The sequence below is a fragment of the Janthinobacterium sp. PAMC25594 genome, assembly GCF_019443505.1.
GTDB lineage: Bacteria > Pseudomonadota > Gammaproteobacteria > Burkholderiales > Burkholderiaceae_D > Janthinobacterium.
On sequence record NZ_CP080377.1, the window covers coordinates 3,159,184 to 3,179,083 of the forward strand.

21 protein-coding genes are annotated in these 19,900 nt (G+C 63.7%); 12 read left to right on the forward strand and 9 right to left on the reverse strand.

Annotation, left to right across the window (positions count from 1 at the left end; translation table 11 throughout):
* Positions 1-10 precede the first annotated feature (10 nt).
* The 6 genes from KY494_RS14190 to KY494_RS14215 are packed head-to-tail and all read left to right on the forward strand — an operon-like array spanning position 11 to position 4,455.
* Positions 11-724: an SPOR domain-containing protein gene (locus KY494_RS14190; RefSeq protein WP_219134952.1), complete on the forward strand. Its 714-nt coding sequence runs from the start codon at positions 11-13 to the stop codon at positions 722-724.
* A gap of 9 nt (positions 725-733) precedes the next feature.
* On the forward strand, positions 734-1,405 hold the full coding sequence (locus KY494_RS14195) for a thiol:disulfide interchange protein DsbA/DsbL (RefSeq protein ID WP_219891364.1): 672 nt from the start codon (positions 734-736) through the stop codon (positions 1,403-1,405).
* Between the two features lie 37 nt (positions 1,406-1,442).
* Positions 1,443-2,204 (forward strand): SDR family oxidoreductase, encoded by a 762-nt coding sequence (locus KY494_RS14200; RefSeq protein ID WP_219891365.1) that lies wholly within the window; start codon positions 1,443-1,445, stop codon positions 2,202-2,204.
* Between the two features lie 10 nt (positions 2,205-2,214).
* Positions 2,215-3,009: a biotin--[acetyl-CoA-carboxylase] ligase gene (locus KY494_RS14205; protein ID WP_219891366.1), complete on the forward strand. Its 795-nt coding sequence runs from the start codon at positions 2,215-2,217 to the stop codon at positions 3,007-3,009.
* A 4-nt stretch (positions 3,010-3,013) separates the two neighbouring features.
* A complete protein-coding gene (locus KY494_RS14210) occupies positions 3,014-3,772 on the forward strand; it encodes a type III pantothenate kinase (protein WP_219891367.1) in 759 nt (252 codons plus the stop codon).
* Positions 3,766-4,455: an SPOR domain-containing protein gene (locus KY494_RS14215; RefSeq protein WP_219891368.1), complete on the forward strand. Its 690-nt coding sequence runs from the start codon at positions 3,766-3,768 to the stop codon at positions 4,453-4,455. The genes KY494_RS14210 and KY494_RS14215 overlap by 7 nt, the downstream gene beginning before the upstream one ends.
* A gap of 52 nt (positions 4,456-4,507) precedes the next feature.
* On the opposite strand, the gene KY494_RS14220 is transcribed toward KY494_RS14215, so the two are convergent.
* The 6 genes from KY494_RS14220 to KY494_RS14245 all read right to left on the reverse strand — a co-directional run bounded on the left by KY494_RS14220 (position 4,508) and on the right by KY494_RS14245 (position 11,366).
* Positions 4,508-5,560: a septal ring lytic transglycosylase RlpA family protein gene (locus tag KY494_RS14220; RefSeq protein ID WP_219891369.1), complete on the reverse strand. Its 1,053-nt coding sequence runs from the start codon at positions 5,558-5,560 to the stop codon at positions 4,508-4,510.
* Positions 5,560-6,675, reverse strand: a complete 1,116-nt coding sequence (rodA, locus tag KY494_RS14225; protein ID WP_219134944.1) for a rod shape-determining protein RodA — start codon at positions 6,673-6,675, stop codon at positions 5,560-5,562. Before rodA ends, KY494_RS14220 begins: the two co-directional genes overlap by 1 nt.
* Positions 6,676-6,684: 9 nt before the next feature.
* Positions 6,685-8,655: a penicillin-binding protein 2 gene (gene mrdA, locus KY494_RS14230; protein WP_219134943.1), complete on the reverse strand. Its 1,971-nt coding sequence runs from the start codon at positions 8,653-8,655 to the stop codon at positions 6,685-6,687.
* A 12-nt stretch (positions 8,656-8,667) separates the two neighbouring features.
* Positions 8,668-9,180, reverse strand: a complete 513-nt coding sequence (gene mreD, locus KY494_RS14235; RefSeq protein WP_071079524.1) for a rod shape-determining protein MreD — start codon at positions 9,178-9,180, stop codon at positions 8,668-8,670.
* A complete protein-coding gene (mreC, locus tag KY494_RS14240; RefSeq protein WP_219134942.1) occupies positions 9,177-10,214 on the reverse strand; it encodes a rod shape-determining protein MreC in 1,038 nt (345 codons plus the stop codon). The genes mreD and mreC overlap by 4 nt, the downstream gene beginning before the upstream one ends.
* A gap of 108 nt (positions 10,215-10,322) precedes the next feature.
* Positions 10,323-11,366 (reverse strand): rod shape-determining protein, encoded by a 1,044-nt coding sequence (locus KY494_RS14245; protein WP_010393186.1) that lies wholly within the window; start codon positions 11,364-11,366, stop codon positions 10,323-10,325.
* Between the two features lie 351 nt (positions 11,367-11,717).
* On the opposite strand from KY494_RS14245, the gene gatC reads away from it, so the two are divergent.
* The 6 genes from gatC (at position 11,718) to KY494_RS14275 (ending at position 18,200) form a co-directional block, all read left to right on the forward strand.
* Positions 11,718-12,020 carry an Asp-tRNA(Asn)/Glu-tRNA(Gln) amidotransferase subunit GatC gene (gene gatC, locus KY494_RS14250; RefSeq protein WP_096233767.1) on the forward strand — a complete coding sequence of 101 codons (303 nt, stop codon included), beginning with the start codon at positions 11,718-11,720 and terminating at the stop codon, positions 12,018-12,020.
* 53 nt (positions 12,021-12,073) lie between these two features.
* The gene (gatA, locus tag KY494_RS14255; protein ID WP_219891370.1) at positions 12,074-13,570 is read left to right on the forward strand and encodes an Asp-tRNA(Asn)/Glu-tRNA(Gln) amidotransferase subunit GatA; all 1,497 of its coding nucleotides are present in this window, start codon (positions 12,074-12,076) and stop codon (positions 13,568-13,570) included.
* 52 nt (positions 13,571-13,622) lie between these two features.
* Positions 13,623-15,083 carry an Asp-tRNA(Asn)/Glu-tRNA(Gln) amidotransferase subunit GatB gene (gene gatB, locus KY494_RS14260; protein ID WP_219891371.1) on the forward strand — a complete coding sequence of 487 codons (1,461 nt, stop codon included), beginning with the start codon at positions 13,623-13,625 and terminating at the stop codon, positions 15,081-15,083.
* A 352-nt stretch (positions 15,084-15,435) separates the two neighbouring features.
* Positions 15,436-15,819, forward strand: coding sequence for a BlaI/MecI/CopY family transcriptional regulator (locus tag KY494_RS14265; protein WP_219891372.1), 384 nt, complete (start codon positions 15,436-15,438; stop codon positions 15,817-15,819).
* Positions 15,816-17,063, forward strand: a complete 1,248-nt coding sequence (locus KY494_RS14270; RefSeq protein ID WP_219891373.1) for a M56 family metallopeptidase — start codon at positions 15,816-15,818, stop codon at positions 17,061-17,063. The genes KY494_RS14265 and KY494_RS14270 overlap by 4 nt, the downstream gene beginning before the upstream one ends.
* A 99-nt stretch (positions 17,064-17,162) precedes the next feature.
* On the forward strand, positions 17,163-18,200 hold the full coding sequence (locus tag KY494_RS14275) for an oxidoreductase (RefSeq protein WP_219891374.1): 1,038 nt from the start codon (positions 17,163-17,165) through the stop codon (positions 18,198-18,200).
* 19 nt (positions 18,201-18,219) lie between these two features.
* Here KY494_RS14275 and KY494_RS14280 read toward each other — a convergent pair whose 3' ends face one another.
* From KY494_RS14280 to KY494_RS14290, 3 genes are all read right to left on the reverse strand, one after another.
* Positions 18,220-18,684, reverse strand: coding sequence for a carboxypeptidase-like regulatory domain-containing protein (locus KY494_RS14280; protein WP_219891375.1), 465 nt, complete (start codon positions 18,682-18,684; stop codon positions 18,220-18,222).
* Between the two features lie 59 nt (positions 18,685-18,743).
* Entirely contained in the window at positions 18,744-18,935 is a 192-nt protein-coding gene (locus tag KY494_RS14285) for a YqaE/Pmp3 family membrane protein (RefSeq protein ID WP_070222801.1), read from the reverse strand.
* Between the two features lie 95 nt (positions 18,936-19,030).
* On the reverse strand, positions 19,031-19,897 hold the full coding sequence (locus KY494_RS14290; protein WP_219891376.1) for an alpha/beta fold hydrolase: 867 nt from the start codon (positions 19,895-19,897) through the stop codon (positions 19,031-19,033).
* Positions 19,898-19,900: the final 3 nt, after the last annotated feature.

The window sequence follows — 19,900 nt, forward strand, 5'->3', positions numbered from 1 at the left end:
CTAACCGTCAATGAATCATGCTTCCCGCTTCTCTTCGACCCGGCGCCAGCAGGGCAACACGCTGGTCGGCATCATCATCGGCCTGGTCATCGGCCTGGGCATCGCCGTGGTGGTCGCCCTGGTGATCACCAAGGGCGCCTCGCCCTTCACCGACAAGTCGGGCAAGGCCGGCAAGTCGGCCGAACCGACGGCCGGCCAGATCGCCGACCCGAACAAGCCGATGTACGGCAACAAGGAAGCGGCCAAGGAAGCGGCGCGCGACTTCTCCAAAGAGCCGCGCGAAATCGCCGCGCCGACGCAGCCAGCCGCACCGGCGCCTGCGCCCACCACCGCGCAGCAGCCGAAGGCGCCGCCGCCGGACGCGCTGCAGGAACTCATCGGTACACTGAAGGACAAGCCGACGCCGAAAACGCCGGCGGCGCCAGCGCCAGCACCGCAAGCCAAGGCCGACGTGAAAGCCGAAGCCAAGGCCGATGCCGCCAGCGACAAATGGATTTATTATCTGCAGGCCGGCGCCTTCCATGACATGTCGGACGCCGAAAGCACGCGCGGCAAACTGGCGCTGCTGGGCTTCGAAGCGGCCATCAGCGACCGCAGCACCGATGCCGGCGTGCTGCACCGCGTGCGCATCGGGCCGTTCAACCAGCTCGAAGCGATGAACCGCGCGCGCACCAAGCTGTCTGAAAACGGCATCGATGTCGCCGTCGTCCGCAACCAAAAATAAGGAACCAGCATGCATTTTCTGAAGAAAATCCTGTTCGCCGCCGCCCTGTGCACTGTCGCCCTGGGCGCATCGGCCTCGCCGGCCGAGCCGAAGAATGGCGTCGAGTACGACACCCTGGCCACGCCGCAGGCGACGGAAGCGGGCAAGAAAATCGAAGTGACGGAATTTTTCGCGTATTACTGCCCGCATTGCAACGTGCTCGAACCGCAACTGGCGGCCTGGGTCAAGAAACAGGGCGACAACATCATCTTCAAGCGCGTGCACGTGTCGCGCGATGACAGCGTGGCGCCGCAGCAGCGTTTGTTCTTCACCCTGCAAGCCATGGGCCTGCTCGACAAGCTGCACACCAGCGTCTTCCACGCCATGCACGTGGAGCGCAACCGCCTGGCCACCGACGACGCCGTCTTCGACTTCGTCGCCAGGCAGGGCGTGGACCGCCAGAAGTTCATCGACACTTACCGTTCGATGGGCGTCTCGGCCCGCGTGCGCCGTGCGGACGCCATGATGCAGGGCTATAACGTGACGTTCTGGCCCATGATCGCCATCGACGGCCGCTACATCACCTCGCCTTCACAGGCCGATCAAGGCAGCAAGTCGGCCAAGAACGAAGAGCAGCTGAACGCCCAGGCGCTCAGCGTGATGGACGTGCTGCTTGCGAAAGCCAAAGCGGAAAAGAAATAAGCATGGCCACCTCCCTGGCGCGCCCGGGCATCGCCTGATGCACAGCGTTTTCATCACGGGCGCGTCGAGCGGACTGGGCGCAGCGCTGGCGCTGCAGTACGCGCGCCAGGGCGCCCATTTGGGCTTGCTGGCGCGCCGCGGCGAGACCCTGCAGCAACTGATCGCCTCCCTGCCCCACCCTGAACGCCACCGCGCCTACGCCGTCGATGTGTGCGACCATGCCGCCCTGAAAAGCGCGGCGCAGGACTTCATCGCCCATGCCGGGCATATCGACGTCGTCATCGCCAGCGCCGGCGTGTCGTACGGCACCTTGAGCGAACACGCGGAAGACCTCGATGCCTTCGCGCGCCTGATCGCAATCAACGTAACGGCCACCGTCGCCACCTTCGCTCCCTTCATCGCCGCCATGAAAAGCCAGGGCAGCGGACGCCTGGTGGGCATCGGCAGCGTGGCCGGTATACGCGGCCTGCCCGGCGCCGAAGCCTACAGCGCCTCGAAGGCGGCCGTCATCAGCTACTGCGAATCGCTGCGCCTGGAATTGAAACCGGCCGGCATCAAGGTCGTCACCATCACGCCCGGCTACATCGACACGCCGATGACGCGCCACAACGCCTACCGCATGCCCTTCCTGATGCCGGCCGAAAAATTCGCCGTGCGCGCCGCGCGCGCCATCGCCGACGGCGACAGCTACCGCGTGATCCCGTGGCAGATGGGCGTCGTCGCCAAGCTGCTGCGCGCGCTGCCGAATGCCGTCTACGACCGGGTCTTCGCGAATGCGCCGCACAAGGCGCGCAACTGAACTGATCACCATGACGAAGCACTCAGACTTGAACTGCGCGGCCATCGCCGCCCATTGCGCCACGGGCGCCTCCCACGTGGCCATCGAAGTGGTCGACGAAACGGGATCGACCAACGCCGACCTGCTGGCGCGCTGCGCCACGCTGGCCGGCCCCACCCTGCGCATCGCCGGCCAACAGACGGCCGGCCGCGGGCGTGCCGGACGGCCGTGGGTGTCGCAGGCGGACGCCAGCCTGATGTTCTCGCTGGCCTGGCGCTTCAAGGGGCCGCTGCATCAGTTGGTCGGCCTGCCGCTGGCCGTCGGCGTGGCGCTGGCCGAAAGCATGACGGCGCTGGGCGTGCCGGTGCAACTGAAATGGCCAAATGACCTGCTCAAGGATGGCCACAAGCTGGCCGGCATCCTCGTCGAGACGAAGCAGACAGCGGACGGCGGCGTGTGGGCCGTGATCGGCTGCGGCATCAATCTGCTGATGCCCGATGCGCTGGAACGGCGGATCGGCCGCAGCGTCTCGGCCGTGCCGTGGCTGGCGCAGATGGAGCGCAATACCCTGGTGGCGGCGCTCCTGAGCCGCCTGGCCGGCGTGCTGGCCGAATTCGACGACACGGGCTTCGCGCCGTTTGCCGAACGCTGGAACCTGCTGCACGCCTGGCAGGGCCAGCACGTGAAAATCCTCGACAATGGCCAACTGCTGCAGCAAGGCGTGGCGGCCGGCGTGGACCACCTGGGCCGCCTGCTGCTGCGCACCGATGGCGGCCTGCAGGAAATCATGTCAGGCGACGTGTCCTTGCGCCTGAGCGGGGAGTAAGCGCATGCTACTGCTGATCGACGCCGGCAATACGCGCATCAAATGGGCACTCGTGGCCGCCGATGGCGCCGCTGGCGGCTGGCTGGCCAGCGGCGCCGTCACGCATGCGCAGCTCGACACCCTGGCGGCGCAATGGGAGAAACTCGCCATCAGCGAAGCGCTGCTGTCGAACGTGGCGGGCAGCGTCATCGGCATGCGCCTGCGCGCCATGCTGCCGGTAGCACCCTGTGACTTTGTCTCGCTGCCGCAGTTGGCCGGACTGACGAATGGCTACCGCACGCCGTCGCAACTGGGCTGCGACCGTTTTGCCGCCGCCATCGGCGCGCACGCACTGGCGCCTGGCCAGGCCGTCATCGTCGCCAATTGCGGCACCGCCACCACCATCGACGCCATCACGGCCGATGGCGTTTTCCTCGGCGGGATGATCTTGCCGGGACTGGGATTGATGGCCAGCTCGCTGGCGCGCAACACGGCGCAGCTGCCGCAAATCGCCGGCGACGCCATGCTGCCGGCCGGCTTTGCCGACAACACGGACGACGCGATTTTGAGTGGATGCCTGGCGGCCCAGGCGGGCGCCATCGAACGGGCCGTGCGCATGCACGGCGCCAGCGCCTGTTTATTGTCAGGCGGCGCCGCGCCGCGTATCGCACCGGCCCTGGCACTGTCGGTACCGCTGCATCTGGTGGACAATATCGTCATGCTCGGCCTGCAGGCATCCGCACGCGCCGACGCGGCAGGAACACAAGGAAACCACGTATGCTGAAATTCGTCTTCTGGCTGCTGGCCGGCGTCAACCTGCTGGTCCTGGCCATCGGCCAGGGCTATCTGGGCAGTTTTCGCACGGAGACACGCGAACCGGCGCGCCTGAAAAACCAGCTGCAGGCGAATAAACTCACCTTGCTGACGCAGGCGCAGGCCACGGCACCGGCCGCGCCGCCCGCTGCCGAAGACGGCGCGACGATGGCGGCGGCCACGCCGCCATCGTATGCCTGCACGGAAGTGGGCAATTTCCTGCTGGCTGACGGGCGCCGCTTCGAGGCGCAAGTAGCCGCGCTGGACCTGGGCGACCGCCAGTCGCGCCGCAACGTGGCCGGCCAGGACATTTCCAGCTACATGGTGTACATCCCGCCGCAGGGCAGCAAGGAAGGCGCCGACCGCAAGGCCGGCGAGTTGAAGCAGCTGGGCGTGACGAATTACTTCATCATCAGCGAAAGCAGCCCGCAGCGCTGGGGTATTTCCTTGGGCGTGTTCAAGTCGGAAACCAGCGCGCAAAGCCAGCTGGCATCGCTCAACAAACAGGGCGTGCACAGCGCCCGCGTCGCGCCGCGCTACAGCGCCAGCAAGCAGTTCGCCTACCAGTTCCGCGACCTCGACGCCGCCACGCGCACGCGTCTCGAGAAGATCAAGGCGCAGTTCCCGGAGCAGGAACTGCGCTCCTGTAAATGACACCTGACAATCGCGTCGGATTACGGCGCTTTACGCCTAATCCGACCTACGTTTATCTTTCGATGACGATAGGCTTGATGCCCGTCGATTCCGGCAAATTCGCCGCCGCCCGCGCCGCCTCGGCACGGCTGGAAAACGGTCCGCCGTACAGGCGGAACAGGTTACCGGCCTGCACCACGCCCAAGGTACCGAGAGCCGCCGCATACGGCGCCAGGCGCGAACGTCCCGTTTCCGCATTGTCGGCGCGCGAGTAGGCACCCAGCTGCAAATAAAAGCCGCTGGCCAGCACCGTCGGGGCAGGCATGGCGACCGTCGCATCGACGGGCAGCATTTGCGTCGACACTTCCGGCTGCACCACGGCGCCCGTCTCGGGCGGTGTATCGATGGAAATGGCCACCACGGAAGGCGTCAACGGTGCCGGTTTGGGCGCCGCGCGGGCAGCCAGGATGGCATCGATATCGGCCGGCAGCAGCCGTTCGACGACCACCTGGTGGCTGCCCTTGCCCAGGAAGCCCAGTTTCAGCGCCGCCGTGTAGGATACGTCGATCACGCGCGTGGCGTGGAAGGGACCACGATCATTGACGCGCACGATCACCTGTTCGCCGCTGTCGATGCTCGTCACGCGCGCATACGACGGAATCGGCAAGGTGGGATGGGCCGCCGTCATCTTGTACATATCGTAGATTTCACCCGACGAAGTGCGCTGGCCATGGAATTTCTTGCCATACCAGGTGCCCGTGCCCTTCTGCGTAAATGGTTCGTTGTCGGTGATCGGCGTGTACGTCTTGCCGAAGACGACATACGGACGGTTCGAGCGCGTCGAATACGGCTCGTTGCGCACGTCCGCGTCGGGCACGTCGCGCAGGTTGGCCGGCGGATTGTCGCCCGGGCCGTCATCCTTGTAGTAGCCGCCGCGCCCGGAGCCGGCCGCCGGCAGCGCCGGCAAGGTGGGGTCCTGGCGCACGGGCACCTTGACCTTGCCGCCTGACGGCAGCGGCACGTTATTCGATGCGGGCTTGTGCGGCGCGGTGCCGCAGGCGGCCAGGGTCAGCAGGACCGTCAGGCTCAGCCCGCGCATGGCGAAGGTATCGAAAGGCGCCCGCATCAGGTTTGCACCAGCTTGCGGTGGCGCTGAATGCTCATCAGGATACCGGTGGCCACGCCCAGGGTCAGCAGCGCGGTGCCGCCATAGCTGAGGAAAGGCAGGGGAACGCCGACCACCGGCACGATGCCGCTGACCATGCCCATGTTGACAAACGCATACGTAAAGAAAATCATTGTTATCGCTCCTGCCAGCAGGCGAGTGAAAAAACTGGGGGCGTTGGCGGCGATCATCATGCCCCGTCCCACCAGCAGCAAATACATCAGCATCAGGATCAAGTTACCGACCAGTCCGAATTCCTCGGAATATACGGCAAAAATAAAATCGGTCGTGCGCTCCGGGACGAATTCCAGGTGGGCCTGGGTGCCGTGCGTCCAGCCCTTGCCCGTCATGCCGCCCGAACCGATGGCGATGATGGACTGGATGATATGGAAGCCCTTGCCCAGCGGGTCCTTGGTCGGGTCGATCAGCATCATCACGCGGTCGCGCTGGTAATCATGCAGATGCGACCAGGCGATCGGCAGGCAGGAAACAAAGGTGATCAGCAAGCCGGCCAGCACCTTCCACGACAGGCCCGCCAGGAAGATGACGGTAAAGCCGGCCGCCACCACCAGCAGCGCCGTACCCAGGTCGGGCTGGCGTGCGATCAGGTAGACGGGCGCCAGCAACAGCACGGCCGCCATCAGGAACGATTTCCAGCGCAGGGCGCCCGCATTGTGCTGGAAGAACCAGGCCAGCATCAGCGGCGTGGCGATCTTCAGGAACTCGGAGGGCTGGATGTCGATCACGCCGATATGCAACCAGCGCCGCGCGCCCAGCTTGATGGTGCCGAACAGCGCCACGGCCACCAGCAAGATCACCGATACCGTATACGCGGGCACGGCGATGCGCATCATCATCTGCGGCGTGATGTTGGCCGCCACCCACATGACGAAAAAGCATAGCAGGATGTTGCGCAGGTGGTCCTCGATCTTGCCGGGGATGCCGATGCTGGCCGAATACAGGGTCAGCAGACTGGTGCTGAGCAGCATCAGGATGATGATCATCAGCGGCGGATCGAACACCGCCAGATAGGGTTTGGCGCGCCGCCACAGCGAGCGCCTCTCGTTAATGGGCATGTGCTTCCTTTATTGCCTGGCAGGCGGCGCCGGGGCGGCCTGCTCGTCGGTGATTTCTTCCAGGGTGCGCACTTCGTCGACATCTTCCTTGGGCACCTTGGTGGTGTCCTTTTCCTTGTCGCTCGGGCGCTTGCCCAGCAGGTAGTAGTCGAGCGCCTTGCGCGCGATCGGCGCAGCCACGCCGGCGCCGAAGCCCGCGTTTTCCACCACGATGGCAATGGCGATGCGCGGCTTGTCGGCCGGCGCGAAGGCCGTAAACAAGGCATTGTCGCGCAAGCGTTCGGCCAGCAGCTTGGCATTGTACTTCTCGTTTTTCTTGATGCCCACCACCTGTGCCGTCCCCGTCTTGCCGCCCACCGTGTACTGTACGCCGGCGAAAATGCGCGCGGCCGTGCCGCCCTGTTCGCTGGTCACGCCCACCATGGCGCGCTTGATGACATCGATGTTTTCCTGCTTGAGCGCGATGCGGTAGCTTTCCTTCGGTACCGTCAGGGTGCGTGCGCGCGTGGCCGCGTCTTCGATGATCTTCACCAGATGCGGTTTCATCACCACGCCGTTATTGGCCAGGTTGGCCGTCGCGTGGGCGATCTGCAGCGGCGTATACGAGTTGTAGCCGGAGCCGTTACTCACCGAAATCGTGTCGCCCCCCACCCATTTTTTCTGCTGCGGCGTCTTGAAGCGGTTGCGCTTCCATTCCATCGACGGCAGCACGCCCGTCTTTTCATTATTCAGGTCGATGCCCGTCAGCTGGCCGAAACCGAACGGTTTCATGAAGTCGTGGATGGCATCGATGCCCATGTCGCGGCCCAGCTGATAGTAATAGGTGTTGCACGAGACGACGATGGACTTGTGCATGTCCACCGTGCCATGGCCGCCCACCTTGTCGTCGCGGAAGGTGTGGCCGCCGAGGATGAAGAAGCCGGGATCGGAAATCGCCTGGCTCGGCGTGCGCTTGCCCAGTTCCAGAGCGGCCAGCGCCATGAAGGGCTTGAAGGTCGAGCCGGGCGCGTAGGTGCCGGACAAGGGACGGTTGACCATCGGCCGGTCCAGCGAGGTATTGAGTTCGTTCCAGCTTTGCTGGTCGATGCCGTCGACGAACAGGTTCGGGTCGTAGCCGGGCTTGGAGACGTAGGCCAGGATGTCGCCCGTGGCCGGGTCGATCGCCACGGCCGCGCCGCGCCATTCGCCGAACGCTTCCTCGACCACCTTCTGCAGCTCGATGTCGATCGACAGGATCAGGTTGTTGCCCGGGGTGGCCGCCGTGCGCGACAGGGTGCGCATGGCGCGTCCGCCGGCCGACACTTCCACCTCTTCGTAGCCGGTGGTGCCATGCAGCTGCTTCTCGTAGCTTTTTTCCAGGCCTTCCTTGCCGATATGGTCGGTGCCGTTGTAGTTGGCCGCGTCGTCGCCCTCATCGAGCGCCTTGGCTTCATTGCGGTTGATGCGGCCGATGAAACCCACCACATGCGAGGCGATTTCGCCCATCGGATACTGGCGGAACAAGCGCGCCTGCACCTCGACGCCGGGGAAGCGGAAGCGCTGCGCCGTGAAACGCGCCACTTCCTCGTCCGTCAAACGCGTGCGCAGCGGCACGCTGACGAAGTTCTTCGATTCTTCCAGCAGCTTCTTGAAGCGGCGGCGGTCCTTGATGTCGATCTGCACCAGGGTCGACAGCTCATCGATCACCGAATCGAGGCTGGCGCTCAATTTCGACGGCGTGATTTCCAGCGTATAGGCCGAGTAATTGCGCGCCAGGACCACGCCGTTGCGGTCGAGGATCAGGCCGCGCGTGGGCACGATGGGCACCACGGCGATGCGGTTGTCTTCGGCCTTGGTCGCGTAGTCCTCGTGCTTGATCACCTGCAGCCAGATGAAGCGCGCCAGCAGCAGCGAAAAGCAGACGAAGACGAGCGCGCCCAGGATGGTCAGGCGCATGCGGAAAAAATGCAGCTCGCGCTCGGTATTTTTCAGTTCAGTCATGGCAGGCGCCCGTCAAATCGGCCGGTTATGGTCGCGGTCCACGGCACGGCGCTGTGGCGCCAGCAAGACCCACGTGACGAAGGGCCACAGGGCCACGGCGACGAAGCTCTCGATGAAATTGAGCCAGCCGGGGAAACGGCCCGAGACGATCAGGCGCGTCAGCAATTGCAGCGCCTGCGTCAGCAGCAGCAGCGGCAGCACATGCAGCGCCTGCGTCAGGATGGGGAACCACAGCACGCGGCGGTGCATCATGATGGCGAAATATGACAGCAAGGTGTAGGCCAGCGCATTCTCGCCGAGCAGGGTCGAGTCGTGCACGTCCATCATCAGGCCCATGAAGAACGCCACGCCGATGCCGACCTTGCGCGGCTGGTGGATGCCCCAGAAGACCAGCACCAGGGCGACGAAATCGGGCACGCCGACGAACTGCCCCCATGGCAGCAGGTTCAGCAGAAAAGCGCACAGCAGGGAGAAGCCGATGAACAGGGGGCTGACCGGCAGCAGGATGTAATGCGGGCGGTTCATCGTGTCGCCTCCTTCGGTGGCACGGCGGCAGGTACCACAGCCGGTTTCGGCACGGCGGCAGGCGTGGCTGGCGGTTTTGCCGCCGGTGCGGCGGTGGCGGCGGGCGGGGTCGCGGCGGCCGCCGGGTCCTTGATGGGCGCCATCTTGCCGGCGATCTTGCGGCCCGTCTTGACGTCTTCGGCTGGCGGACGCGGTGGAATCTCCGGCGACGTCATCAGGATGAGCAGTTGGGTGTTGCGTTCGATGCCGGCCAGCGGCTGGCACACGACGCGGCCGAACGGGCCATGCGCATTGCGCTCGACCAGGGTCACGCGCGCCACGGCCAGGCCGGCCGGGTACAGGCCATCGAGGCCCGAGGTAATGACGATGTCGCCGATCTGGATGTCGGCGGTGGGGGCCGTAAAGCGCAGCTCCATGGTGCCGGACTTGCCGCGGCCGATGGCCACGCTGCGCACGCCATTGCGCAGCAGCTGCACGGGAATCGCCTGTTCTTCATCGGTCAAGAGGGTTACTTCGGAGGTGAACGGGAACACGCGCGTGACCTGCCCCACCACGCCGAGGTTATCGATTACGGGACGGCCCAGTTCGACGCCATTCTGGATGCCCCGATCCAGCACGATCTTGCGCGTGGCCGAATCGCGCGTGTCATACAGGACTTCAGCCATCAGGGTCTTCACGGGAACGCGCTCGCGCGCTTCCATCAATTTGCGCAAATGGTTGTTTTCAACGATGTTGAGCTGCGCCTGCTGCATGATCTGCGCCGAGGCGATTTGTTCGTGCTTCAGGTCGCGCACCTGTTTTTCCAGCGAGGACAGCGAAGAAAAGTAGTTGCCGACGCCCAGCGCCACATCACGCGGTACCAGGGCCGCCATCTGCACCGGATACAGCACGGTACCGACTGCCTGGCGCACGGCCGTCAAGGCGTGCATGCGCGAATCGACCAGTAACAGGGCGATAGAAATGCCGGCGAACACCATCATCTTGACGCGGGCGGAGGCGCCTTGTTTGAAAAGTGGCGGAGGACTGTATTCCATGACTTCCAATAATCAGGCCAGGCGCAGTGCGCCAACGTGCAGGCCCCGGTCGAATGCCGGCGCCAAAACCAAAAAAAGGCCGGAATGGTTTCCGGCCCTTCTGTCAGATTATTCGTAGGAGAAGATCGAGCCGAGCTTGTCCATACGTTCCAGTGCCATCCCGGAACCGCGCACCACGCAGGTGAGCGGGTCCTCGGCCACCAGCACCGGCAGGCCGGTTTCCTCCATCAGGAGGCGGTCCAGGTCGCGCAGCAATGCGCCGCCGCCCGTCAGCATCATGCCTTTTTCGGCGATATCGGCGCCCAGTTCCGGCGGCGTCTGTTCCAGCGCGTTCTTCACGGCCGAAACGATGTTGTTCAGCGGATCGGTCAGCGCTTCGAGAATCTCATTACTGGAAATGGTGAACGAACGGGGGATGCCTTCGGACAGGTTGCGGCCCTTGACTTCCATTTCCTTCACTTCCGAACCCGGGAAAGCCGAACCGATGGCCTTCTTGATGGCTTCGGCCGTCTGTTCGCCGATCAGCATGCCGTAGTTGCGGCGGATGTAGTTGACGATGGCTTCATCGAACTTGTCGCCGCCCACGCGCACGGAACCCTTGTAGACCATGCCGCCCAGCGAAATGATGCCCACTTCCGTGGTGCCGCCGCCGATGTCGACCACCATCGAGCCGGTCGCTTCGGACACGGGCAAGCCCGCGCCAATGGCCGCTGCCATCGGTTCTTCGATCAGGTACACCTGCGAAGCGCCGGCGCCCAGCGCCGATTCGCGGATCGCGCGGCGCTCGACCTGGGTCGAACCGCACGGCACGCAAATGATGATGCGCGGCGATGGACGGAAGAATTTCGAGTCATGCACCATGCGGATGAATTGCTTGAGCATCTGCTCGGTCACGGTAAAGTCGGCGATCACGCCATCTTTCATCGGACGGATCGCTTCGATATTGCCCGGCACCTTGCCCAGCATCTGCTTGGCTTCCTTGCCGACTGCCTGAATGGTCTTCTTGCCATTCGGACCGCCTTCCTGGCGGATGGCGACGACGGACGGTTCGTCCAGGACGATACCGAGGCCGCGCACATAAATAAGGGTGTTGGCCGTGCCCAAGTCAATGGCCAGATCGGTGGAGATATACCTGCGTAAAAAACCAAACATGAGTGTCCTGTAGCGCATCGAGCTGCGCAAAAGCTGTTTATGGGGAGTTTCAAAGCGGGCGCTTTCAGGCACCCTGAAAATCCATGAAGGCGATTTTTCCGGGTTTCGCTTGGCGCTTGCGCAATCTTTTCTATGCTGCGGCTGCGGTCCATCAGCGCCGGCAACGCATTAACCCGCCATTCTACCTTATAATTTGAATGCGATTTGCTCAAAAACCATGGAAAAGTGCGACTCTTGCAGCCGCGAGTTACGCGGCATTCCTCGATTTTTGTGAGCAAAATAGCAGTAAATATTCGCGTTTTATCAAAACGCCAACTTAATACTAATGCGCGGCACTCCGCGCCATTCGCCATGTCCCTGACACTCTCCGACGTAAAACGCATCGCCCACCTGGCACAACTCGAAATGGCCGACGATCAGGCCGTCACGTCCCTGGCCCAATTGAACAAGATTTTTGCCTTGGCGGAACAAATGCAAGCCGTCAATACCGATGGCGTGGCCCCCCTGAGCCACCCGCTGGCTGCCCATATGGACAATATCGCCCTGCGCCTGCGCGAAGACATCGCCACCGAAACGAATCACCGCGACGCCTATCAGGCCGTGGCGCCGAAGGTCCAGGATGGCCTGTATCTCGTGCCCAAGGTTATCGAATAAACACGCCGTTGCGCCGTTCCCGCCTTCTTGCCGAATATCAAAATAGAAACGCCATGCATACAAAATCCATCAAACAGCTGTCCACGCTTTTGCAGAACAAGGAAATTTCCGCCGTTGCACTGGCGACGCACTTCCTCGACCGCATCGCGGCGGACACTTCGAACGCCTTCCTGCACGTCGACCGTGCCCTGACCCTGGCGCAAGCGGCCGAGGCCGACGCGCGCATCGCCGCTGGCACGGCCACGCCGTTGACGGGCGTGCCGATCGCGCACAAGGACTTGTTCGTCACGAAAGGCTGGCGCACGACGGCCGGCTCGAAAATGCTGGCCAACTACGCCAGCCCGTTTGACGCCACCGTGGTGGAAAAATTCCAGGCGGCCGGCATGGTCACTTTGGGCAAGGTCAATTGCGATGAATTCGCCATGGGTTCCGGCAACGAGAACTCGGCCTTCGGCGCCGTGCAGAACCCGTGGGATAAAACAGCCGTGCCAGGCGGCTCCTCGGGCGGTTCTGCCGCCGCCGTCGCCGCCGGCCTCACGCCAGCGGCCACCGGCACCGACACGGGCGGCTCGATCCGCCAGCCAGCCGCCTTCTGCGGCATCACCGGCATCAAGCCGACGTATGGCCGCGTGTCGCGCTTCGGCATGATCGCCTTTGCCTCGTCGCTGGACCAGGGTGGCCCGATGGCCCGCTCGGCCGAAGACTGCGCCCTGCTCTTGAGCGCCATGGCCGGCTTCGACGAGCGCGACTCGACCAGCCTGTCGCCGGAACAGGGCGGCGTGACGGAAGATTTTTCACGTGAGCTGGGCCAGCCGTTGACGGGCTTGCGCATCGGCGTGCCGCGCGAGTACTTCGGCGAAGGCCTGGCCAAGGATGTGGAAGCGGCCGTGCGCGGCGCGCTGGCGCAGTATGAAAAGCTGGGCGCCACCCTGGTCGACATCTCGCTGCCCAACACGGCCCTGTCGATTCCCGCCTACTACATGATCGCGCCGGCAGAAGCGTCGTCGAACCTGTCGCGCTACGACGGCGTGCGCTATGGCCACCGCGCCGCCGAGTACAAGGATTTGCAGGACATGTACAAGAAGTCGCGCGCCCAGGGCTTCGGCCCGGAAGTGCAGCGCCGCATCATGGTCGGCACCTATGTGCTGTGCCACGGCTACTACGACGCCTACTACCTGAAGGCGCAAAAGATCCGCCGCCTGATCGCGCAGGATTTCGATGCCGTATTAAATGGCCCGAACGCCGTCTGCGACGTCATCATGGGCCCCGTCGCGCCGACCGTCGCCTGGGACCTGGGCGACAAGACGGACGACCCGGTGGCGAACTACCTGGCCGACATCTACACCCTGTCGACCAGCCTGGCCGGCCTGCCCGGCATGTCGATTCCCTGCGGCTTCGGCGCGGGAGACAAGAATGGCAAGCGCCCCGTCGGCCTGCAAATCATCGGCAATTATTTTGGCGAAGCCAAACTGCTGAACGTGGCCCACCAGTTCCAGCAAGTGACGGACTGGCATACGCGTGCTCCAGGCAACGCAACTGCCGGCATCTAAGAAAAAATTCGCGCCGCCCAGGCGGCGCCATCAAAAAATAAGCGAGAACACTATGCAATGGGAAGTCGTCATCGGTCTTGAGAATCACGTGCAGCTCACGACCGAATCCAAAATTTTCAGCGGTTCGCCGATCAAGTACGGCGCCGACGCCAACACGCAAGCCAGCCCAGTCGACCTGGCGCTGCCAGGCGTGCTGCCCGTGATGAACAAGCAAGCCGTCGACCGCGCGATCCGTTTTGGTTTGGCCGTGGGTGCCACCGTGGCGCCGCACTCGGTCTTCGCCCGTAAAAACTATTTTTATCCCGATTCGCCCAAGGGCTACCAGATCAGCCAGTTCGAAGACCCCGTCGTCATCGGTGGCGCCCTGACCTTCGGCTACGAAAAGGATGGCGAATTCGTCACCAAGACGGTCAACCTGACGCGCGCCCACCTGGAAGAAGACGCCGGCAAATCGCTGCATGAAGACTACGCGGGCATGAGCGGCATCGACTTGAACCGCGCCGGCACGCCGCTGCTGGAAATCGTCTCGGAACCGGAAATCCGCAGCGCCGCCGAAGCCGTGGCCTACGCCAAGGCGCTGCATTCGCTGGTCATGTGGCTGGGCGTTTGCGACGGCAACATGCAGGAGGGCTCGTTCCGCTGCGACGTCAACGTCTCCGTGCGCCCCGTCGGCCAGAAGGAATTCGGCACGCGCTGCGAAATCAAGAACCTGAACTCCTTCCGCTTCATCGAGGAAGCCGTGCACGTCGAAGTGCGCCGCCAGATCGAACTGATCGAAGACGGCGGCAAGGTCGTGCAGGCGACGCGCTTGTACGATCCGGACCGCAAGGAAACGCGCGAAATGCGCAGCAAGGAAGACGCGCAGGATTACCGCTATTTCCCGGATCCTGACTTGCCGCCGCTGGTCATCTCGCCAGAGTGGATAGCCACGGTCAAGGCATCGATGCCGGAACTGCCGGCCGCCATGCGCGCGCGCTTCATCAGCGAATACGCGCTGCCGGACTACGATGCGCTGGTGCTGACGCAATCGAAAGCCATGGCCACCTATTTCGTCGCCGTGGTCGAGAAAGCCGGCAAGGAAAACGCCAAGGCCGCCGCCAACTGGCTGATGGGCGACGTGTCGTCGACCCTGAACCGCGAAGGCGTGGACCTGGACGACGCGCCCGTCTCCGCCGCGCAGCTGGCCGCCATGCTCAAGCGCATTGCCGACGGCACGATCTCGAACAAGGCGGCAAAGGAAGTCTTTGCCGGCATGTGGGAAGCGAAGTCAAACGACGAGAACCTGGTCGACGCCATCATCGACGCCAAGGGCCTGAAGCAGATCTCGGACTCGGGCGCCCTGGAAGCCATCGTCGATGAAGTGCTGGCGGCCAACGCCAAATCGGTGGAGCAGTACCGCGCCGGCAAGGAAGCGGCCATCAACGCGCTGATCGGCCAGGCCATGAAAGCCTCCAAAGGCAAGGCCAACCCGGCCCAGCTGACGGAACTCTTGAAGGCCAAGCTGGCGGGATAATTCCCACGCCCCCCAAGGAAAAGACGCTGCGGCGTCTTTTTTTTTGCCTGGCCGCTCCACGCATAAACAAGCTTGTCTAGTTTTTTCCCCATGCCTGCAAGGCGCTTATGCGGTACATAAAATTAAAGTATACATTTTTGTCTACAACGATTAATCTAAGTAGGTCGTGGGAAATTATTGTGAAGTTATGACGAACAGAACCGGATGCTCTGCAAGGCGCCAGCTGCGACGCAGTGCGAGCACTGCTAGCAGCGGGCAACACCGCAGAGCGCCGGGTATGGAAGTCAGAAATCACAATAATTTATTGCGACCTACTTAGCTACATTGAGATTCCAGCAAGAGGAAAAATAGCATGGCCAAGACTCCCGACATCCCGAAACCAACGGCTGCCGAGCTCGATCTGCTGCAAACACTGTGGCCGCTGGGCGCCGCCACGGCCAAGCAGATGCACGAGGCGATGACGTTGACCAAGCCGGCCATCACGTATGGCACCGTGCTGCGCTTGATGCAGATCATGCACACCAAGGGCTTGCTGATCCGCGACGCAAGCCAGCGTTCGCACGTGTATGCGCCGGCCCAGGCACAGGACAGCCTGCAGACGAATCTGCTCAAGGAATTGATGCAAAAAGCCTTTGCCGGTTCGGCCAAGGCGCTGGTGCTGGCGGCGCTGCGCACGGGCGTGTCGCGCGCCGAGCGCGAAGAGATAGAAAAAATGCTCAAGGACGATCAATCATGAGCGGCTTCGTGCCAGCGCTGGGCTGGACTCTGCTGCATTTCCTGTGGCAAGGCTTGCTGATCGGCTGCGCCACGGCGCTGGCGTGGGCCGCCCTGCGCAATGCGCGTCCCGAGGCACGCTACGCCGTCGGTTGCGGTGCCCTGCTGGCCTGCCTGGCATGGCCGGCAGCGGGCTTGTATTTGCGCCTGGCCGATGGCGATGCCACGGGTGCCATGTTCTCCAGCACCTTGCTGCCGGCCGCACTGCTCATGCCCACGACCTTGCCTGACCTGGACCTGCTTCTTCGCGCCGTCGTCGGCGTCTGGGCCCTATGCGCCGCAGTGCTGGCCATGCGCATGGCACTGGGCATGCTATGGATAGAGCGCAGCGCCAGCAAGACGGGCGCCACACATGAGCAACTGCAGACAAGGCTGTCGCGCATGGCGCAGGATGCCGGCGTGGCGCGGCCCGTGCGCCTGCGCGTACTCGACAACATCGCCAGCCCGCTCGCGGCCGGCATCTGGCGCCCCATGGTGCTGGTGCCCGCAGCGCTGATCACCGGCATGCCGCCGCAGCTGCTCGATGCGCTGCTGGCGCACGAACTGGCGCACATCCGGCGCCACGATTATCTGCTCAACCTGTTGCAAAACGCCATCGAGGCGCTGCTGTTCTTCCACCCTGCCGTCTGGTGGATCTCTCGCGGCGTGCGCCTCGAACGCGAACATATTGCAGATGATTTCGCAGCAAGACAACTGGGCGAACCGCGGCGTCTGGCTCTTGCACTCTCGGAACTGGAACGTCTCCAGTTCTCAACCCACCACCTGGCCCAGGCGGCCAACGGAGGAGATCTTATGTCACGTATCAAACGATTGCTGCGCCCTGCACCACAGCCCCTGAACTGGAAAGCGGCCGTGCCGCTGCTGGTCCTCGCCGGCGCCTGCCTCGGCATCTACGGCCAGGCCGTCGCCGCCGACAGTGCGCCGGTACTGGAGCGCCGTCCCATCATCGACTTTGGCGTCTGCGGCAAACCGGTCTACCCAGCCACATCGCTGCAGGCGAAGGAAGAGGGCACGGTCAACATGTCCTTTGACGTCAATGCCTCCGGCAAGGTAACGAATTCGAGCGTGGTCAAAAGCAGTGGCCATCCGGCCCTCGACGAGGCGGCACGCAGCGGCATTGCCAAGTGTACGTTCAAGCCTGCCCTCGCCGGCGGCAAGCCCGTCAGCGCCAGCGTCAAGGTGCAATACGTCTGGAGCCTGAACTAAGGCATGCGCGGCGGCACATCGTGGCAGCATTGCTGCAACGGTGCCGCCGCCCGCTTGCAGGTATGATCATGGATTCTTCCACGCACCCGTGAATACGCCATGAACAAGATCAAGACCGGCCTGGTCGGCTACGGCTTTGCCGGCTCCACCTTCCACGCTCCCGTGCTGTCCACCATCGATGCCCTGGAGCTGACGGCCGTCGCCTCCAGCAAGCCGGAGCTCGTGCGCAAGGATTGGCCGCACGCCACCGTGTATGCGGATGCGGCGCAGCTGTTTGCCGATGCATCGATCGAACTGGTCGTCATCGCCGCGCCCAACGAGGCGCATTTCAGCCTGGCGCAAGCGGCTCTGCAGGCGGGCAAGCACGTGGTGGTCGACAAGCCCTTCACCATTTCAAGCTTTGAAGCACAGACCCTGATCACCCTGGCGCAAGAGCGCAAGCTGGTGCTCAGCGTGTATCACAACCGGCGCTGGGATGGCGACTTCCTGACCCTGAAAGCGCTGCTGGCGCAAGGCACCTTGGGGCGCATCGCCAGCGTCGAATCGCATTTTGACCGTTTCCGCCCCGAAATCCGCCAGCGCTGGCGCGAGTCCGGCGCACCCGGTGGCGGCTTGCTGTACGACCTAGGCCCGCACATGCTGGACCAGGCCATGCAGCTGTTCGGCCAGCCGGAAAAGCTGTACGCCGATATCGTCCTGCAACGCGATGGCGCGCAGGCTGTCGATTATTTCCACCTTGTGCTGTACTACGACCGGCTGCGCGTGGTGCTGCAAGCCGGCTGCCTGGTAAAAGCGCCGACGGCGCGCTTCGCCGTGCATGGCGACAAGGGCAGTTTCGTGAAGTTTGGCCTCGACCCGCAGGAAGACGCCCTGAAGGCAGGCGCCAGGCCGGGCCGGCCCGGCTGGGGCGTGGACCCCGTGCGCGGCGCGCTGCACTTGGGCACGCAGCCGGACGGGCACTGTGAACACCTGGAAATACAGGCGGGCCGCTACCAGGACTTTTACCAGGGCATGGCCGACGCCATCCGCCACGGCACAGCGGCGCCCGTGGCGGCCGAGGATGCGGCGGCGACGATACGCCTGATCGAACTGGCGCTGCAAAGCGCCGCCGAAGGGCGCGTGCTCGCGGTCAGCTGATCGGGCTGCCGTCGCCGCATCAAGGCCGGCCCGGGTTCGTTCCCGCCGGCCAGACCAGCTCCACGCGCGCGGAACTGCCCGCCTTGACCTGCACCTTGCGCTCCAGGGTCTTGCCGGCCAGGGTGGCATGCAGGCTGTAGCTGCCCGGTGGCAGTTTCGCCAGCAGGAACGGTCCGCTGGCCGTCGTTTCCAGCACCTGCGCGCCCTTGGCGTCGCGTATTGTCAGCTTCACGTCGGAGGCAAATTCCGCCTTGCCCGCCGCCTGCACGGAAAACACCAGGCTCAAAGGCCATTGCCGGCTGGCGCTCTTGATGGCCGTCGATTCATCGAGGCCGATACCGCCGCTCAGATACTCCACCACCCCGCTCTTTTGCACGGGCGGCAAAGCGCTATCGCCCTGCGCCTGCGCCGCACTTCCCAGCAACAGCCCGGCGGCCAGCATCGCCGCCGCCAGGCCCAGGGTACCGCGTCTGTTTAATGCCATCTCACTCTCCTCATGTCGGTTGAATCAAGATAGGAAGCGCAGCTTAAGCCAGTCTTAGCTTAGCGCCGGCGCATGGCGTCGGCGATCTTCTGGTCCGTCTTGTACTGGCTCAGCGCATATACGGCCCAGATCGTCGCCGGCAGCCAGCCGATCAGGGTAATTTGCAGGATCAGGCAAATGATGCCGGCGATCGGACGGCCGATCGTGAAAAAAGTCAGCCACGGGAGTAACAGGGCAATCAGCAAGCGCATCGTTCGTTCCTTGAGTATTCCCCTGTGCCGCGGGGACCGGGCCGGCATGCGCCGACGGTAAATTCAGTGAATCCGATTATAACGATACCTGGCCCTCAAGCCTGCACGGGTGCGAGCAGTTTCTCCATCCAGGCCAGGATGGCGGCGAAGATCACGTCACGGTTCACCTCATTGAAGTTCTCGTGATAATTGGCTGGGTAAAAATGGTAGTCGAGCAGGCCATCGGGCACGCTGCGCAGCAGGCTTTCCGTGGCGCGACTGTCGGCCAGCTTGTCGTCGCCCGCCACCACGGCGAACAGGGGGAAACGCCAGTCCGACAAGCCGCCCGCCAGTTCCTTTTGCGCCGACATCAAGGCATGGGCGAAGCGCACCGACGCTGCACTGGCGCGGATGCCGTCGCGCTCATCCTGGAAATGGCGCGCGGTGATGGTCTGATCGTGCGTCAGCAGCATGGTCAGATTCCCCAGCGGTACCTTCATCGTCGGGAAGCGCTGTGCCAGCCAGCCGGACAGCATCTGCAGCACCTTCGGCACGGGAATCGCATTCACGTAATACGGCGATGAAATAACAAAGCCCTTGATCGCCGGGTCGCCCGCAAAACGCCGCAGCCCCAAATGCGTGGCGATCAGGCCGCCCATGGAGTGCCCCATGACAAAGATAGGCAAGCCCGGATACGCCTGCTTGACCCAGGCGAGGAACAGCTCTTCATCGTCGAGGAAGGCCTCGAACGAGGGGATATCGACCTTGCGCTTGCCATCGTGGCCCACCATGTCGAAGCTGACGGTGGCGATGCCGTGCTGGCGAAAATACAGCGCCGGCGTGACATAGTCGCCCGCGTGCGCCATGCCGCCGTGGATCGCCAGGATCACGGCACGTGGATGCTCGGGCTGCCAGATGTGGATGGGACGCTCGACCTGGTCGCTGCACCGCAGGCTGGCCATCTTGTCTTCTGAAAAACGCATCGC

Bases quoted from the DNA above. Each gene is read 5' to 3' on its own strand.
- KY494_RS14190 (WP_219134952.1), top strand. From the start codon at position 11: ATGAATCATGCTTCCCGCTTCTCTTCGACCCGGCGCCAGCAGGGCAAC.
- KY494_RS14195 (WP_219891364.1), top strand. From the start codon at position 734: ATGCATTTTCTGAAGAAAATCCTGTTCGCCGCCGCCCTGTGCACTGTC.
- KY494_RS14200 (WP_219891365.1), top strand. From the start codon at position 1,443: ATGCACAGCGTTTTCATCACGGGCGCGTCGAGCGGACTGGGCGCAGCG.
- KY494_RS14205 (WP_219891366.1), top strand. From the start codon at position 2,215: ATGACGAAGCACTCAGACTTGAACTGCGCGGCCATCGCCGCCCATTGC.
- KY494_RS14210 (WP_219891367.1), top strand. From the start codon at position 3,014: ATGCTACTGCTGATCGACGCCGGCAATACGCGCATCAAATGGGCACTC.
- KY494_RS14215 (WP_219891368.1), top strand. From the start codon at position 3,766: ATGCTGAAATTCGTCTTCTGGCTGCTGGCCGGCGTCAACCTGCTGGTC.
- KY494_RS14220 (WP_219891369.1), bottom strand. From the start codon at position 5,560: ATGCGGGCGCCTTTCGATACCTTCGCCATGCGCGGGCTGAGCCTGACG.
- rodA (WP_219134944.1), bottom strand. From the start codon at position 6,675: ATGCCCATTAACGAGAGGCGCTCGCTGTGGCGGCGCGCCAAACCCTAT.
- mrdA (WP_219134943.1), bottom strand. From the start codon at position 8,655: ATGACTGAACTGAAAAATACCGAGCGCGAGCTGCATTTTTTCCGCATG.
- mreD (WP_071079524.1), bottom strand. From the start codon at position 9,180: ATGAACCGCCCGCATTACATCCTGCTGCCGGTCAGCCCCCTGTTCATC.
- mreC (WP_219134942.1), bottom strand. From the start codon at position 10,214: ATGGAATACAGTCCTCCGCCACTTTTCAAACAAGGCGCCTCCGCCCGC.
- KY494_RS14245 (WP_010393186.1), bottom strand. From the start codon at position 11,366: ATGTTTGGTTTTTTACGCAGGTATATCTCCACCGATCTGGCCATTGAC.
- gatC (WP_096233767.1), top strand. From the start codon at position 11,718: ATGTCCCTGACACTCTCCGACGTAAAACGCATCGCCCACCTGGCACAA.
- gatA (WP_219891370.1), top strand. From the start codon at position 12,074: ATGCATACAAAATCCATCAAACAGCTGTCCACGCTTTTGCAGAACAAG.
- gatB (WP_219891371.1), top strand. From the start codon at position 13,623: ATGCAATGGGAAGTCGTCATCGGTCTTGAGAATCACGTGCAGCTCACG.
- KY494_RS14265 (WP_219891372.1), top strand. From the start codon at position 15,436: ATGGCCAAGACTCCCGACATCCCGAAACCAACGGCTGCCGAGCTCGAT.
- KY494_RS14270 (WP_219891373.1), top strand. From the start codon at position 15,816: ATGAGCGGCTTCGTGCCAGCGCTGGGCTGGACTCTGCTGCATTTCCTG.
- KY494_RS14275 (WP_219891374.1), top strand. From the start codon at position 17,163: ATGAACAAGATCAAGACCGGCCTGGTCGGCTACGGCTTTGCCGGCTCC.
- KY494_RS14280 (WP_219891375.1), bottom strand. From the start codon at position 18,684: ATGGCATTAAACAGACGCGGTACCCTGGGCCTGGCGGCGGCGATGCTG.
- KY494_RS14285 (WP_070222801.1), bottom strand. From the start codon at position 18,935: ATGCGCTTGCTGATTGCCCTGTTACTCCCGTGGCTGACTTTTTTCACG.
- KY494_RS14290 (WP_219891376.1), bottom strand. From the start codon at position 19,897: ATGCGTTTTTCAGAAGACAAGATGGCCAGCCTGCGGTGCAGCGACCAG.